Here is a 15,592-nt window from a genome sequence, read left to right on the forward strand (position 1 = left end):
CCTCCTGCGCCCCGAGTGTCCGTCGCACCGCGCGTGCCTGCCCCATCCGCGTCGCCGTCCGCAGCACGAGTGCCCGCCGCGACGCGAGCGGCCACCCTGCCTGCGTCGTGCTCTGCACCGCACGTGCCGACTCCACCTGCGCCCCGAGTGTCCGCCGCACCGCGCGTGCGGACCTCGTCTGCGCCGTGCTCTGTGCCGCGGGTGCCCACTTCGGCTGCGCCACCAGTGTCCGCCGCACCGCGCGTGCCTACCCCACCCGCGTCGCCATTCACAGCACGAGTACCTGCCGCGACGCGAGCGGCCACTCCACCTGCACCGCGCGTGCCGACCCCGCCTGCGCCGTGCTCTGTGCCGCGCGTGCCGACTTCGCCTGCGCCACCAGTGTCCGCCGCACCGCGCATGCCCACCCCACCCGCGTCGCCATCCACAACACGAATGCCCGCCTCGACGCGACCGGCCACCCTGCCTGCGCCGCGATCCGCACCGCGCGTGCCTTCTGCGCCGCGGCCTGATATCGCACCACAGTCGAACCAGCCGCCGCAGCCCCCGGCGGCACCCATCCCGGCACCCATCCGGCAACCACGACCACCTCGGTCGCCGGCCCGCCTGTCATCGCACGCGGCGCACCCCTCGTGGCAGACGCCGCCACCTCCGACATCGCCTCGGCGGCCGTGGACGGCATCACCGGCACCAGCGATGTCATCGCCGACACCGACAGCGCCGACACCGGCAGCGCCGACACCGGCAGCGCCGACACCGGCAGCGCCGACACCGGCAATGTCGGCACCGGCAATGTCGGCACCGGCAATGTCGGCACCGACAGCGGCGACGCCGCTGCCGTGCGTGGCTCGACCAGCGCCCGGCGGGCACGCAGCGGGAGAGGGTGGGCCAGCAATCGCCCGGCGGTCTCGAGCGGCGCGACCGACACCCTCCCCATCCGCCTCGCGGGCGGGGCCTCCAGCGTCGGCCACGATCGGCTCCCGGTGGTCATCCCTGAATTTGAGTGGCCACCGCGAGACGGTGGGCACGGTGACACTCGGCCATTCCCGCTACGCCCCGGTCCGCGACGGTCACCGTGCGAACGCCATCTCAAAACCAAACAGAAACCACTTCCCGCCATACCGATATTCGACATCTGCGCGGCGGGTGAAACAGGCCGCCTCGCGATGGGTGAAAAGGGTCGCCTCGCGGTGGGTGCAACGCCTGGCATCGCGGTGGGTTAAACAGGCCGCCTCGCGGTGGGGGGAAACGGGCCGCCTCGCGGTCGAGGGGAAACGGGCCGCCCCGCGGTAGGTGAAACGGGCCGCCCTGCGGTAGGTGAAAAGGCCCGCCCCGCAATTAGTAAAAGGCCGCGGACGGTTCGCCGGGGATCGTGCGCCTCCGGAATGCAGATACCGGGGGCCGAGGTTTGACGATGCGGAATATGTGCTCACATCGGCTACGGGAACGCATGACAGGCACGCAGTTGGGCGTTTTCCGCCTTGGCCCGCATTTCGCACCGGTCGCTATGAGGCGGACCGGCTCGGATGCAAGGCCGTCTTGGCGACATGTCGTTTGGATCTGTCGATCATGATCTGCGGGACGGAACCCAGGGAGCGTCTGGCGTCGCCGAGCCGCGGTGCAGGTTTCGCGTCGCAAATGGGGCGGACGGGTCTGTATCCGGCCTTCAGCCCGCGCCGCGCGGCGGAAGCTGGACCCGGCGCGGGCCGCCATGATCCGCCAGAGGCGCGCTAGGCCGCCGCTCCGCGCAGCACCGCGTCGACGAGGGCCTCGGCGTAGCCCTCGTCCGGCACGTTGGGGTTCCAGTGCAGCATGTTCTGGGCCACGGTCGGGCCGGAGAGCATCAGCATGGTCAGTTCGACGTCGAGGTCGGCGCGCAACTCGCCGTTGGCGATGCCGCGACGCAGCACCTGGCGGAAGATGTCGCGCCGCGGCTCGACGACGCCGTGGTAGATGCGGTGCATCTCCGGGCGCCTCAGCAGCTCCGGCAGCAGGCAGGCGGTGACCTTGCCGTATTGCTGCATGCGCTTGTTGCGCATGCTCGCGACCAGCATGACGAGGTCGTCGCGGACCGACTCGCCGGCCGGGACCGGCAGCGGGCCCTTCATCGTGGCCACCGCGTCGATCAGCAGCGCGTCCTTGTTGGGCCAGCGCCGGTAGATGGTCGCCTTGCCCACGCCCGCCTTGGCGGCCACGGCCTCGATCGAGAGGGCGTCGGCGCTCTGACCTGCGCTGAGCAGCTCGAGCACCGCCTCGATGATGGCCGAGTCCGCGCGGGCGTCGCGCGGCCGACCAGGAGCCTTGCGGTCCTGGTCGGCCACATCCTCAACGCTGACGGTCGTCATGCGCTCCATTGTTACCGAGCTTTCATGTCATGGCCATGGGCCCCCGCCGCGCGGATCCGCATCCCGTTCATACTCACGCCTCGATCAACTCGGCGTCCCGTGGCTCGGCCGGGCCCTCGGCGGCCGGCGCGGGGGCCTCCGGGCGCTTTCCGGGCAGCCAGATCATCGCGACCAGGGCACCCAGCAGGGCGACGGCCGTGCTGCCGATCGACGCGTAGTGGACCGCCGTGATGAACGCGTCGTTGGCGGACGCGATGAGCGCCTGACCGGCCGGACCGGCCTGCTCGGCGACCCCGTAGGCACCGGCGACCGATTCCTGCGCCACCCCGCGCGCGACGGCCGGCAGTCCCGCCGTGGCGCTCGAGATCTCGTCGCGGTAGGTGGACGAGATGACCGCGCCGAGCGTGGCGACGCCCAGGGCGCCGCCGATCTGCCGGATGGTGTTGCTGACCGCGGAGCCGACGCCGGCCTTCTCCCGGGGCAGCACCGACATGATCGACTCGGTGGCCGGCGGCATCACGTTGGCCATGCCGACACCCTGGAGGAAGAACAGCGCGCCGACGATCCAGATCGGCGTGGCCGCGTCGATGAAGAGCCAGCCGGACAGGGCGGCCGCGACGAGCAGCAGGCCGATGGTGCTGACCCGCTTGGGGCCGAACCGCTTGACCATGGCGGCGCTGCGCGGTGCGAAGATCAGCTGTGCGGCCGCGAAGGGTACGAACAGCGCGCCGGAGGCCAGCGGGCCGTAGCCGCGGACCAGCTGGAGGTAGAAGGCGCTGAAGAACATCGCGCCCATGGCGGCGAAGAAGACCAGCCCGATCGCGGCGACCGAGGCCGAGAACTGCCGGATGGCGAAGAGCTTGACGTCCAGCGAGGGGAACTCGATGCGGCGCTCGTACAGGATGAAGGCGGTCAGGACCGCGACGGACGCGACGAGCGGGCCCCACGACCCGGTCTCGCCGAAGCCCTCCTCGCCGCCCTCGATGACGCCGTAGGTGAGCAGCGTGAGACCGACGATGGACAGCAGCACGCCGACGATGTCGATGCGGCCCGGCTTCGGGTCGCGCGACTCCGGCACGAGGGTCAGCACCAGCACGACGCCGGCGATCACGATCGGCACGTTGATCAGGAAGACCGCGCCCCACCAGAAGTGCTCGAGCAGCAGGCCGCCGACGACCGGGCCGATGGCCACGCCGAGGCCGACGGCGCCGGCCCAGACGCCGATGGCGCGCCCGCGCTCGCGCGGGTCGAAGACGTTGGCGATGATCGACAGGGTCGCCGGCATGACCGCCGCGGCACCGAGGCCCATCAGCGCCCGGGCCCAGATCAGCTGGTCGGCGGTCTGCGCGTACGCGGAGACGAGCGACGCGGTCCCGAAGAGGGTGAGCCCGACGGTGAGGGTCAGGCGGCGGCCGAACCGGTCGGCCATGATGCCGGCGGTGAAGAGCAGGCCGGCGAAGACCAGGGTGTACGAGTTGATCGCCCACTCGAGCTGGCTCTGGCTGGCGCCGAGCCCGTCGTGCGGGTCGGCGATGGTGCGCATCGCGACGTTGAGAACGGTGTTGTCCAGCACGACGACTAGCAGGCTGATGACGAGAACGCCGAGAATGGCCCAGCGCCTGGGATGACCGGTGTTCTCTGCGGCAGGAACGTCCATGTGGTGCTACTCCCCGAGGTCTGCACGCGATTGCGATACGGGACAGTTCCGTATCCTGTGATCGACCGTAGACCCGTCCGCAGCGATACGGAACAGGCTCGTATCGTAATGTGTCGGCCGTCACGTCCGCGGCCGGCCGGGCCGCCGGTCGCCGCCCGCGTCCGGGATGGATTGTTGCGCTGCGGTAAAAGTCTGTGCCGGGCATTGACCATGGGCCCGCCGCTGATGATCCTGTGACCACAAGGCGACGGAAGGTGCCGGCTCTGCGCACGAACGAGTTCGATGTGGTGGTTGTGGGCGGCGGCACGGCCGGCGCGGTGGTGGCCTCCCGGCTCTCCGCCGATCCGGGGGTCAGGGTGTGCCTGATCGAGGGTGGACCCTCCGACGTCGGCGACGAGTCCGTGCTGCTCCTGCGGAACTGGATCAACCTGCTCGAGTCCGAGTACGACTACGACTACCCCACCGTGCCACAGCCGCGGGGCAATTCCCACATCCGTCACTCTCGCGCGCGGGTGCTGGGCGGCTGCTCGTCGCACAACACGATGATCAGCTTCCTGCCGCCGGCCGGCGACTTCGCCGACTGGGTCGCCGCGGGCGCCGCGGGCTGGTCCTACGAGGAGATGCTGCCGTACTGGCGGCGGCTCGCCGTCCACATCGAGCCCGTCGCCGGCAAGGACCGCAACCCGCTCGCCGCCGACTTCGTGGCGGCCTGCCACGCCGCGCTCGGCGTGGACGTGCGCGAGGACTTCAACTCGGCTCCGTTCGCCGACGGCACCGGCTTCTTCCCGGTCGCCTACCACCCGGACAGCGGGATCCGCTCCTCGTCGTCGGTGGCCTACCTGCACCCGCACCTCGACCGCCCGAACCTGACCGTGCTGACCGAGACCTGGGCGTCCCGGCTGGAGCAGTCCGGCGACCGGGTCACCGGGGTGCGGGTCACCCGCGACGGGCGCGAGGAGGTGATCAGCGGCCGCGAGTACGTGCTGTGCGCCGGCGCGATCGACACGCCGCGGCTGCTGCTGCTCTCCGGCATCGGACCCGCCGGCCACCTGCGCGAGATCGGCATCGACGTGCGGCTGGACCTGCCCGGGGTCGGCGAGCACCTGCTGGACCACCCCGAGTCGCTGATCCTGTGGGAGGCCGCCCGGCCCATCCCGCCGCAGTCGGCCATGGACTCCGACGCCGGCCTGTTCGTGCGCCGCGACCCCGGCGACGAGCGCCCCGACCTGATGTTCCACCTCTATCAGATCCCGTTCACCCGCAACACCGAGCGCCTCGGCTACGACGTGCCGGCGCACGGCTTCGGGATGACCCCGAACGTGCCGCGGCCGCGCAGCAGCGGCCGGCTCCGGCTGGCGAGCGCCGACCCGGCGGTCAAGCCCGCGCTGGACTTCGGCTACTTCACCGACGACGACGGCTACGACGAGCAGACCATCCTGGACGGGCTGCGCATCGCCCGCGAGGTCGCCGCCACCGAGCCGTTCCGATCCTGGATCGCCCGCGAGATCGCGCCCGGGCCGCACCTGCGGACCGACGAGGAGCTTTCCGCGTACGGCCGGGCGGTGCACCACACGGTCTATCATCCGGCGGGCACCTGCCGCATGGGTGCCACCACCGACGAGCTCGCGGTGGTCGACCCGGGACTGCGGCTGCGCGGCTTCGCCAACGTACGGATCGCCGACGCGTCCGTGTTCCCGACGATGACCACGGTCAACCCGGTGGTGGCCGTGCTCATGATCGGCGAACGCGCGGCCGACCTGGTCGCCGCGGGGCTGCCCGCCCGCTCGGACGCGGTAACACCCGCCGGTTGAACAGTGAGGCCCACCCATGACACCCACCATCGCCGTCGAGCACCTGTGGAAGGTGTTCGGTCCGAAACCGGACCGGATCGTCGGCACCCCACTGGCCCAGCTTTCCCGCGCTGACCTGCGCGCCCGTACGGGCTGCACGGCCGCGGTGCGCGACGTGAGCTTCGACGTGCGGCCCGGCGAGGTCTTCGTCGTGATGGGACTCTCCGGCAGCGGCAAGTCCACACTGGTGCGCTGCCTGACCCGGCTGATCGAGCCGACCAGCGGCGAGATCAGCATCGACGGCGAGCCGGTCCGGGCGATGAACCCGCGGCGGCTGCGAGAGCTGCGCCGCCACGGCGTGGCGATGGTCTTTCAGCACTTCGGGTTGCTGCCGCACCGCCACGTCGTCGACAACATCGCGTACGGCCTGGAGATCCAGGGCGTCAACCGGACCGAGCGGCACCGCCGGGCCGGCGAGGTCCTGGCCCTGGTCGGCCTCGAGGGGCACGAGCACCAGTACCCGCACCAGCTGTCGGGCGGCATGCAGCAGCGCGTCGGGCTGGCCCGGGCGCTGGCCACCGACCCGGCCGTGCTGCTGTTCGACGAGCCGTTCAGCGCCCTTGACCCGCTGATTCGCCGGGACATGCAGGCCGAGGTGTGCCGCCTGCATGACGAGGTCGGCAAGACGCTGGTCTTCATCACCCACGACCTGGCCGAGGCGCTGTCGCTGGGCGACCGCATCGCGGTCATGCGCGACGGCGAGCTGGTGCAGGTGGGCACCCCCGAGGAGCTGGTCGGCGCGCCCGCGGACGACTACGTCTCGGACTTCGTGCAGCAGGTGCCGCGCGCCGACGTGCTGAGCCTGCGGTGGATCGTCCGGCCGGCTCGCGACGGCGAGGAGCTGGAGGACCAGCCGCTGACGGCCGGCACGGTGATCCGGGACGCGGTGCACCGGGTGCTGCACGCGGGCCGCGGCTTCAGGGTCGTCGACGGCGACGAGGTCCTTGGCGTCGTCGACGCCGCTCAGCTGGTGCCGGCGCTGATCGGCCACCGGCCGCAGGTGCCGGCGTGACCGCCACCGCCGCACCGGCCGCGGCCGCCACCGAGTCCTCGAGCGCGCCGCGGTGGACGCGCCCGTCACGCCGTACCGTGGTCGCGGTCCTGGTGGTCGCGACCGTGGCCGCCTATCTGAGCGTGCGCACCGCCGGGGCCGCGGACGGCGACGACGCGTGGGCGTTCCGGTTCTTCGGCGGCGTGCGGGACTGGGTCGACGACAACCGCGACACCAGCCCGGTCTTCCTGTACGGCGTCAACTACGTGCGGCTCGCCGTGGTGGTCCTGGTCGACGCGGTGCAGGGGCTGCTGTACGGCCTCGGCTGGGCCGGCCTGGTCGCGGCGGTCGGCGCGCTGACCGCGGTGCTCGCCGGCTGGCGGCTCGCCATCGGCGCGGTCGCCGGCTTCCTCTTCCTCGGCGTGCTGGGCCTGTGGGAGCAGAGCGTCGACACGCTGGTGCTGACGCTGTCCGCCGTGCTGCTGTCGGTGCTGATCGGGGTGCCGGTCGGCGTGCTGGCCGCGCGGGTGCCGGCCGTCGGCGCGCTGCTGCGGCCGCTGCTCGACGTCATGCAGATCATGCCGACCTTCGCCTACCTGGCGCCGCTGGCGCTGCTCTTCTCGATCGGCGAGCCGGCCGCGGTGATCGCCACGCTGATCTACGCCGTGCCGGTGACCATCCGGATCACCGCGCTGGGCATCGAGGAGGTCTCCCCCACCACCGTCGAGGCGGCCACCGCGCTCGGCTCGACCCGCTGGCAGCTGCTCGGCAAGGTGCGGCTGCCGATGGCCCGGCCGACCATCGTGCTGGCGGTCAACCAGACCATCATGATGGCGCTGTCCATGGTGGTGGTGACCGCGCTGATCGACGCGCCCGGGCTGGGCACGAACATCGTGCAGGCCCTGGAACGGGTCAACGTCGGCGTCGCGTTCGACGCCGGCGTCGCGATCGTGGTGCTGGCGATCGTGCTCGACCGGGTCACCACCCGCGCGGCCGGGCGCCGCCCGAGGCTGCCGTACCTCCTCGGCACCGTGGCCGGCGTCGCCGTGCTGGCGCTGCTCGGCCTGCGCTCGGAGTTCCCGCAGGGCTGGCACTTCTCGTTCGCCGGGGGCGTCAACGAGATCACCCGGTGGGTCGAGTTCCACCTGTACGACGTCACCGAGGCGCTCAAGAACGGGATCAGCGCGGGCCTGCTCGATCCGCTGGAGAACGTGCTCGTCACCACGCCGTGGTGGCTGTTCGTCCTGGTGGTGCTGGTCTTCGGCAGCCTCGTCGGCGGCTGGCGTTCCGGCGTGATCGCCGCGCTCGCCGCGGCCGGCGTGGCCGGCCTCGGCCTGTGGCAGCACGCCATGCAGACGCTCGCCACCGTGCTGGTCGCGACCGTCGTCACGATGGCCTTCGGCGTGCTGCTCGGGGTGCTGTGCGCGCGGCACGACCGGTTCGCGAGCGGGCTGCGGCCGCTGCTCGACGGCGCGCAGACCATGCCGTCGTTCGTCTACCTGCTGCCCGCGGTGGCGCTCTTCGGCGCCAGCCGGTTCACCGCGATCGTCGCGGCCGTCATCTACGCCGTGCCGCCGGTGGTCCGCCTGGTCGAGCGGGGCGTCCGCGACGTGCCGCCGACCGTGGTCGAGGCCGCGCTCTCCGCCGGCTCCACCCCGCGGCAGCTGCTCTGGAAGGTGCAGCTGCCGATGGCCCGCGGCGGCCTGCTGCTCGCCGTCAACCAGGGCATCGTCATGGTCCTGGCCATGGTCGTCGTCGGCGGCCTGGTCGGCGCCGGCGCGCTGGGCTACGACGTCGTCGCCGGCTTCGCCCAGCGCGAGGACTTCGGCAAGGGCATGGCCGCCGGGTGCGCGATCGTGCTGCTCGGCGTCCTGCTCGACCGGCTCACCCAGGGCCTCCACTCCGCGAAGGGACGCAGCGCGTGACGATCGTCATCATCGGCGCGGGGATCGTCGGCTGCGCCCTGGCGGACGAGCTGACCGAGCGCGGCCGCACCGACGTCACCGTGCTCGATCAGGGCCCGCTCTTCGAAACCGGCGGGTCCAGCTCGCACGCGCCCGGCCTGGTGTTCCAGACCAACCCGTCGCGGACGATGGCCGCGTTCGCCGGCTACACCGTGGCCAAGCTGACCGAGCTGGGCTGCTTCGACGCGGTCGGCAGCCTCGAGGTGGCGACCACCGGCGAGCGGCTGCGCGAGCTGCACCGCCGGCACGGCTACGCCACCTCCTGGGGCATACCGGCGCAGGTGCTCGGCCCGGACGCCTGCCGGGAGCTGTACCCGCTGCTGGGCGACGTGCTCGGCGGGCTGCACGTGCCCGGCGACGGCCTGGCCCGGGCGGTCGACGCCGGCGAGGCGCAGGCCCGGCGGGCCATCGCCCGCGGCGCCCGCTTCCTCGGCCACCAGCGCGTCGTGGCGATCGAGCAGCAGGACGGCCGCGTCACCGGGGTGCGCACCGACGACGCCGTCTACCCCGCGGACGTGGTGGTCAGCTGCGCCGGCTTCTGGGGCCCGGCGGTGGGCGCGCTCGCGGGCGTCGGCATCCCGCTGCTGCCGATGGCACACCAGTACGCCCGCAGCGGCGACCTGGCCGCCGCGCCGCCCGCCACGATCCTGCGCCACCAGGACCGGGACCTGTACTTCCGCGGCTACGGCGACCGGCTCGGCGTCGGCTCGTACCTGCACCGGCCGATGCCGGTCGGCCTCGGCGACCTGTCCGCCGGCGCGCAGCCGTCGATGCTGCCGTTCACGCCGGAGGACTTCGAGGAGTCCTGGGCGGCCGCCGCCGGCCTGCTGCCCGTGCTGGCCGGCACCCAGGCCGAGGACGGCTTCAACGGGGTCTTCTCGTTCACCGCGGACGGCTTCCCGCTGGTCGGCGAGGCGCGCGAGGTGCGCGGCTTCTGGACCGCCGAGGCCGTCTGGGTGACCCACTCGGCCGGCGTCGCCCGGGCGCTGGCGCAGTGGCTGGTCGACGGGCGGCCGGGCCTCGACCTGCACGAGTGCGACCTGAACCGGTTCGACGTCTCGCAGCTGTCCCCGCAGTACGTGCGGGAACGCTCGATCCGCAGCTTCGTCGAGGTCTACGACATCATCCATCCGCTGGATCCGCCGTCGATCCGCGACGTGCGGGTCAGCCCGTTCCACGCCCGGCAGGTCGAGCTCGGCGCCGTCTTCGGCGAGGCGGCCGGCTGGGAGCGTCCGCTGTGGTTCGAGGCGAACGCCGGGCTGCCGCGTGCCGAGGTCGAGCGCGACGACTGGTCGGCGCGGCACTGGTCGCCGATCGCCGCCGGCGAGGCCCGGGCCACCCGCGAGGGCGTCGCCCTCTACGACATGACCCCGCTGACCCGCCTCGAGGTGACCGGCCCGGTCTCCTTCCTGCAGGGGCTGACCAGCGGCAACGTCGACCGCCCGGTCGGTACGGTGGTGTACACGCTGCTGCTGGATTCGGCCGGCGGCGTCCGCAGCGACGTGACCGTCGCCCGCCTCGCCGAGGACCGGTTCCAGGTCGGCGTCAACGGCCCCCTGGATCTGGACTGGCTGCTGCGGCACCGGACCGCCGGGGTCACCGTCCGCGACGTCACCGGCGGCACCTGCGGGCTCGGCGTCTGGGGACCCCTCGCGCGGGACCTGATCGCGCCGCTGGCCGACATCGACGTCTCGCACACCGAGTTCGGCTACTTCAAGGCCCGCGGCGCGCACCTCGGCGCGGTGCCGGTGACCATGCTGCGGCTCTCCTACGTCGGCGAGCTGGGCTGGGAGGTCTACACGACCGCCGAGCTGGGCCTGAAGCTGTGGGACACGCTGTGGGCGGCCGGGCAGCGGCACGGGATCATCGCCGGCGGCCGGGCCGCGTTCAACAGCCTGCGGCTGGAGAAGGGCTACCGGGCCTGGGGCACCGACATGACCGCCGAGGACGACCCGTACTCCGCCGGGCTGGGCTTCGCGGTCCGGCTCGACGCGGGCGACTTCACCGGCCGGGCCGCGCTGCTGGACCGGGCGGAGCCCGCCCGGATGCTGGCCTGCCTGGTGCTGGCCGACGAGGGCTGCGTGCCGATGGGCAGGGAACCGGTCTACGCCGGCGGCAAGCCCGCCGGCCACGTCACCAGCGCCGCCTACGGCCACACCGTCGGGGCGCCGATCGCGTACGCGTGGCTGCCCGCCGATGTGGCCGTGCCGGGCACCGCCGTCCAGGTCGGCTACTTCGACCGGATGCTGAACGCCACCGTGGCGGCCGAGCCGTTGTTCGACCCGAAACATGAACGCATCCGTCGTTAGGAGACCTGGTGGGTGTTTACGACGTCATCGTGGTGGGGCTCGGCGGCATGGGCAGCTCGGCCGCGTACCACCTGGCCGCCCGGGGCGTACGGGTGCTCGGCCTGGAGAAGTTCGGCCCGGCGCACGACCGCGGCGCCAGCCACGGCGGCTCGCGGATCATCCGCCAGTCCTACTTCGAGGGCGCGGCGTACGTGCCGCTGCTGCTGAGGTCGTACGAGTTGTTCGACGGCCTGGCCCGCGACTCCGGCCGGGACGTGATCACCCTGACCGGCGGCGTGATGGTCGGCCGGCCGGACAGCCGCACGGTGTCCGGCAGCCTGGAGAGCGCCGAGCGCTGGGGCCTGGAGCACGAGATGCTCGACGCCGCCGCGCTGCGCCGCCGCTTCCCGACGCTGAACCCGGAGCCGGACGAGGTCGCGCTCTTCGAGACCAGGGCCGGTTTCGTCCGGCCGGAGGCCACCGTCTCGGCGCACCTGGCGCTGGCCGCCCGCGCGGGCGCCGACCTGCACTTCGACGAGCCGATGACCGGCTGGAGCACGGCGCCGGGCGGCGGCGTGCGGGTGGAGACCGGCGCCGGCAGCTACGAGGCCGGCCGGCTGGTCATCACCCCCGGCCCGTGGGCGCCGCAGCTGCTCGCCGACCTGGGCGTGCCGTTCACCATCGAACGCCAGGTGCAGTACTGGTTCCAGCCCACCGGCGGGGTGGGGCCGTTCACGGCCGAGCGGCACCCCATCTACATCTGGGAGGACGCGACCGGCAGCCAGATCTACGGCTTCCCGGCGATCGACGGCCCGGACGGCGGCGCGAAGGTGGCCTTCTTCCGCCGCGGCGGGGTCACCACCCCGGAGACCATCGACCGCGAGGTGCACGCCGACGAGATCCGCGCGATGGCGGACCGGGCCCGCCGCAACCTGCCCGACCTGCCCGGCACCTTTCTGCGGGCCAAGACCTGCCTCTACAGCAACACCCCGGACGAGCACTTCGTGATCGCCCAGCACCCGGCGCACGACGCGGTCACCGTCGCCTGCGGCTTCTCCGGGCACGGCTTCAAGTTCGTCCCCGTGGTCGGCGAGATCCTCGCCGACCTGGCCACCACCGGCGCCACCCGCCACCCGATCGACCTGTTCCACCCGAGCCGCCTGGCGGGGGCGCCCTCATGACCAGCCTGCTGCCGACCCTGCCGGGCGCCTACTACACCGATCCGGCCGTGTTCGCCGCCGAGCAGGAGCGGATCTTCGAGGCGATGTGGTTCTGCGCCGTGCGCGGGGAGGACGTCGCCGCCGCCGGCCGTTACCGCACCGCACAGGTCGGCCGGGAGAACATCCTGGTGACCCGCAACGCGGCCGGCGAGGCGCGCGCGTTCCTCAACGTCTGCCGGCACCGCGGCGCGATGCTCTGCGCCGACGAGGAGGGCGCGGTCAAGCGGACCTTCCGCTGCGTCTACCACGCCTGGTCGTACGACCTCGACGGCCGCCTGGTCGCGGCGCCGAACCTGGTGAAGATGCCCGACATCGACCGGGTCGAGTACGGCCTGCGCCCGGTGCACGCCCGCGAGTGGCTGGGCTACGTCTGGGTCTGCCTGGCCGAGACGCCGCCGTCGTTCGCCGAGACCGTGCAGGGCGCCTGCGAGGAGCGGCTCGGCGACCTGGCGTCCCTCGAGCGCTACGGCGTCGAGGGACTGCGGCTCGGCCGGCGGATCCGCTACGACGTCCAGGCGAACTGGAAGCTCATCATCGAGAACTTCATGGAGTGCTACCACTGCGCCACCATCCACCCCGAGCTGGTGCACGTGCTGCCGGAGTTCGCGGGCGGCTACGCCGCCCAGTACTACGTGGGCCACGGCGCCGAGTTCGGGCCCGGCATCGAGGGCTTCACCGTCGACGGCAGCGCGGGCGTGACCGCCATCGCGAGCCTCACCCAGGAGCAGGACCGGCGCTACTACGCGGTGACGATCAAGCCGCAGGTGTTCCTCAACCTGGTGCCCGACCACGTCATCCTGCACCGGATGTACCCGCTGGCACCCGGCCGCACGGTGGTGGAGTGCGACTGGCTCTACCTGCCGGAGGTCGTCGCCGGCGGGCGCGACCTGACCAGCTCGGTCGAACTGTTCGACCGGGTCAACCGCCAGGACTTCGAGGCCTGCGAACGCTGCCAGCCGGCGATGTCGTCCCGCGCGTACGCCGGCGGCGGCGTCCTGGTGCCGAGCGAACACCACATCGCGACCTTCCACCGGTGGCTGCGCGACCGCCTCGGCGACCAGCAGCCCTGAGGGTAGGTGAGGCGGGTGGGATGATGGCCGGATGCCGAGTCCTTCCCGTGATCGTGACACCGCCGGACGGCCTCGCAACGCCCGGCCCCGCGACGGCCTCGGGCGGCCCCTGCCGCACGGCGCCCCCGGCGTGCCGACCACCCCGGACGACCTGATCCTGCCGCCCGCCGAGGCGCTGCGGGAGGCGGAACGGCTGCTCGCGGCCGGTCGCCCGTTCCACGCCCACGAGGTGCTGGAGGCCGCCTGGAAGGCCGCGCCGGACGACGAGCGTGACCTCTGGCAGGGCCTGGCCCAGCTCGCCGTCGGCCTGACCCACGCGCGGCGGGGCAACACCACCGGCGCCGCCCGGCTGCTGCTGCGGGCCGCGGACCGGATCGAGCCGTACGCCCCGGCCGAGCCGTACGGCGTGCCGGTCGCCGCGCTGACCACCTGGGCACGCGAGCTGGCCACCGGCGAGCGGCTGGGCGAGGACGTCGCGGCGCCGAGCCTGACCGGCGGCGTCGGGTAACCCCACCTCAGGCGACATCTCCAGCGGGTCGCGTCGCTCCTCGACGGCCCCTGACCGTTCCTGTACCCGGCCGGCGGCCGGGAGGCCCGTTCCCTCTCGGTGCGGGCATCCCGGCGCGGGTCGCGACGTCGCTATCGCCGGCCGGCCCGGCGGAGCATCTCGTCCGTTTCGGGGTCGGGCAGGAGCTCCCGGACCTCCTGCGCGCACCGGCAGGAGACCGCGATCTTGGCGGCCCACTCCAGCGCCTCCTCCCGCGAGGTCACCTCGACGACCGCGAACCCGCCGACGACCTCCTTGGTCTCCGGGTAGGGGCCGTCGGTGACCGTCCCGTCCGTGGCCGCGATGCTCGCCCGCTGGCGTTCGAGTCCGCCGCCGAACACCCACACGCCGGCGTTCACCGCCTCCTGGACCACCTCGTGCGCGGCCTTGCCCACGTCGGCCCAGTCCCCGGCCGGGATGTGGTCCATCGCGCCGTCATTGAACGAGATCAGGTACCGCGCCATGCCATGACTCCCTTGTCCCGGCGGCCTGCCGCGGCCGCCCCTCGCCTGTGCTACGAACGGCACCCCCCGGAATCGACGCCGTGCGAGAAGTATTTTCCGCCGGCCCTTCAGGCCGCGACGGTCTCCGCCGGTTCGGCCGGCGCCAGGCCGTCCAGGGCCGCCCGGGCCTCTTCCTGTACGGCCGCGGCCGCCGACCCGGCGAGGACGTGCTCCAGCGCCCGCCGGTACGCCGTGGCGAGGGCCTCCTCGGCCGGCACCTCGATGTCCGGCACGACCCCGGTGCCCTCCCAGTTGCCGCCGGTCACCGGGTTGACCGCCCGGGCGATCGGCACCGTGATCTCGAGGGTCGGCGTGATCGGGAAGAACCGGGTGGGGTGGGCACCGCCCCGGGTGGTCTGCCCGATCAGCGTGGCCCGGCCGAGCGCCTGCACGTTGTAGCAGAACTCCTCGCCGGCGGAGAACGTGACCCCGCTGATCAGCACGTAGACGGGCCGGTCGAGGTATCGCTCGCCGGGCAGGTAGGCCTGGCTCCAGTACTGCCGGGTGTTGCCGGATTCCCCGTCGTAGATGCTGTTGAGGTGCGTCTCGTCGTCCGGGAACAGGTAGCTGTGCCAGAGGCTGACCCCGTTGGGCACGCCGCCGCGGTTCCGGCGCAGGTCGATGATGAGCGCCTCGGTGTGCGACACCAGCTCCATCGCGGCCACGATGGCCCGGCCGCCCATCGACGCCTCGGGGATCTGGCGCAGGTCGAGGTAGCCGATGTTGCCGTCGAGGCGCTCGACCCGGGCGATGCCGTAGTTGGCCAGCTTGATCTGCTCCCGGTAGACCGCCACCATCTCGTCCTGGGTCAGCGCGGCGTGCAGTTCGGCGCCGCGGACCCGGACCCGCAGGTGCGTGTCCTCGCAGATCTCGAACAGCTCCGCGGTGAGCCGCTCGCCGAGCTGCCGCTCGTCCAGGCCCGCGTACTCCCCGGCCTGCTCGCGGCGGCGGATCGCCGCGGCGGCGGCCTCGGCCTTCTCCGGGAAGATGTACCGGGCGCAGAGCACGGCGAGGGCCTCTTCGATCACGTTCGGCGACATGACGGACAACCTAATCGATCTTCGCGTCCGAGGTGGTACCGGCGGCGGGGGGGCCGCGCGCGGAGGCCCCCGCCCCCCGCCCCCCCCCCGCCCCCGCGGGGGGGGGTCGGGCGGCGT

Annotated in this window: 13 protein-coding genes; 7 read left to right on the forward strand and 6 right to left on the reverse strand. The window is 72.9% G+C overall.

Annotated elements, in window-relative coordinates:
* The 4 genes from AB0F10_RS37765 to AB0F10_RS37780 all read right to left on the reverse strand — a co-directional run.
* A partial coding sequence (locus tag AB0F10_RS37765; RefSeq protein WP_360636752.1) for a hypothetical protein occupies positions 1–238 on the reverse strand: 238 nt, incomplete at its 3' end.
* A 30-nt stretch (positions 239–268) separates the two neighbouring features.
* Complete coding sequence (locus AB0F10_RS37770; RefSeq protein WP_360636755.1) at positions 269–928, reverse strand: hypothetical protein; 660 nt, start codon at positions 926–928, stop codon at positions 269–271.
* An 802-nt stretch (positions 929–1,730) separates the two neighbouring features.
* Positions 1,731–2,345 carry a TetR/AcrR family transcriptional regulator gene (locus AB0F10_RS37775; RefSeq protein ID WP_360636758.1) on the reverse strand — a complete coding sequence of 205 codons (615 nt, stop codon included), beginning with the start codon at positions 2,343–2,345 and terminating at the stop codon, positions 1,731–1,733.
* Positions 2,346–2,418: 73 nt separating this feature from the next.
* Positions 2,419–4,002 carry an MFS transporter gene (locus AB0F10_RS37780; protein ID WP_360636761.1) on the reverse strand — a complete coding sequence of 528 codons (1,584 nt, stop codon included), beginning with the start codon at positions 4,000–4,002 and terminating at the stop codon, positions 2,419–2,421.
* A 254-nt stretch (positions 4,003–4,256) separates the two neighbouring features.
* Between AB0F10_RS37780 and AB0F10_RS37785 the strand changes: the two genes are divergently transcribed.
* The 7 genes from AB0F10_RS37785 to AB0F10_RS37815 are packed head-to-tail and all read left to right on the forward strand — an operon-like array spanning position 4,257 to position 13,893.
* Complete coding sequence (locus AB0F10_RS37785; protein ID WP_360636764.1) at positions 4,257–5,813, forward strand: GMC family oxidoreductase N-terminal domain-containing protein; 1,557 nt, start codon at positions 4,257–4,259, stop codon at positions 5,811–5,813.
* Between the two features lie 16 nt (positions 5,814–5,829).
* Positions 5,830–6,864 (forward strand): glycine betaine/L-proline ABC transporter ATP-binding protein, encoded by a 1,035-nt coding sequence (locus AB0F10_RS37790; protein ID WP_360636767.1) that lies wholly within the window; start codon positions 5,830–5,832, stop codon positions 6,862–6,864.
* A complete protein-coding gene (locus AB0F10_RS37795; protein ID WP_360636770.1) occupies positions 6,861–8,768 on the forward strand; it encodes an ABC transporter permease subunit in 1,908 nt (635 codons plus the stop codon). The genes AB0F10_RS37790 and AB0F10_RS37795 overlap by 4 nt, the downstream gene beginning before the upstream one ends.
* A complete protein-coding gene (locus tag AB0F10_RS37800) occupies positions 8,765–11,116 on the forward strand; it encodes an FAD-dependent oxidoreductase (protein ID WP_360636773.1) in 2,352 nt (783 codons plus the stop codon). Before AB0F10_RS37795 ends, AB0F10_RS37800 begins: the two co-directional genes overlap by 4 nt.
* Positions 11,117–11,124: 8 nt before the next feature.
* The gene (gene solA / locus AB0F10_RS37805; RefSeq protein ID WP_360636775.1) at positions 11,125–12,276 is read left to right on the forward strand and encodes an N-methyl-L-tryptophan oxidase; all 1,152 of its coding nucleotides are present in this window, start codon (positions 11,125–11,127) and stop codon (positions 12,274–12,276) included.
* Positions 12,273–13,385 (forward strand): aromatic ring-hydroxylating dioxygenase subunit alpha, encoded by a 1,113-nt coding sequence (locus tag AB0F10_RS37810; RefSeq protein ID WP_360636778.1) that lies wholly within the window; start codon positions 12,273–12,275, stop codon positions 13,383–13,385. Before solA ends, AB0F10_RS37810 begins: the two co-directional genes overlap by 4 nt.
* 31 nt (positions 13,386–13,416) lie before the next feature.
* Positions 13,417–13,893 (forward strand): DUF309 domain-containing protein, encoded by a 477-nt coding sequence (locus tag AB0F10_RS37815; RefSeq protein WP_360636781.1) that lies wholly within the window; start codon positions 13,417–13,419, stop codon positions 13,891–13,893.
* Positions 13,894–14,024: 131 nt separating this feature from the next.
* Here the strand turns inward: AB0F10_RS37815 and AB0F10_RS37820 are convergent, their stop codons facing one another.
* Together AB0F10_RS37820 and AB0F10_RS37825 are read right to left on the reverse strand one after the other, a co-directional pair.
* A complete protein-coding gene (locus AB0F10_RS37820) occupies positions 14,025–14,396 on the reverse strand; it encodes a YciI family protein (protein WP_360636784.1) in 372 nt (123 codons plus the stop codon).
* 107 nt (positions 14,397–14,503) lie between these two features.
* Positions 14,504–15,475 (reverse strand): S41 family peptidase, encoded by a 972-nt coding sequence (locus tag AB0F10_RS37825; RefSeq protein WP_360636787.1) that lies wholly within the window; start codon positions 15,473–15,475, stop codon positions 14,504–14,506.
* Between the last annotated feature and the right edge of the window lie 117 nt (positions 15,476–15,592).

The organism is Actinoplanes sp. NPDC026623 (genome assembly GCF_040638275.1).
In the GTDB taxonomy this organism is placed as follows: Bacteria; Actinomycetota; Actinomycetes; order Mycobacteriales; family Micromonosporaceae; genus Actinoplanes.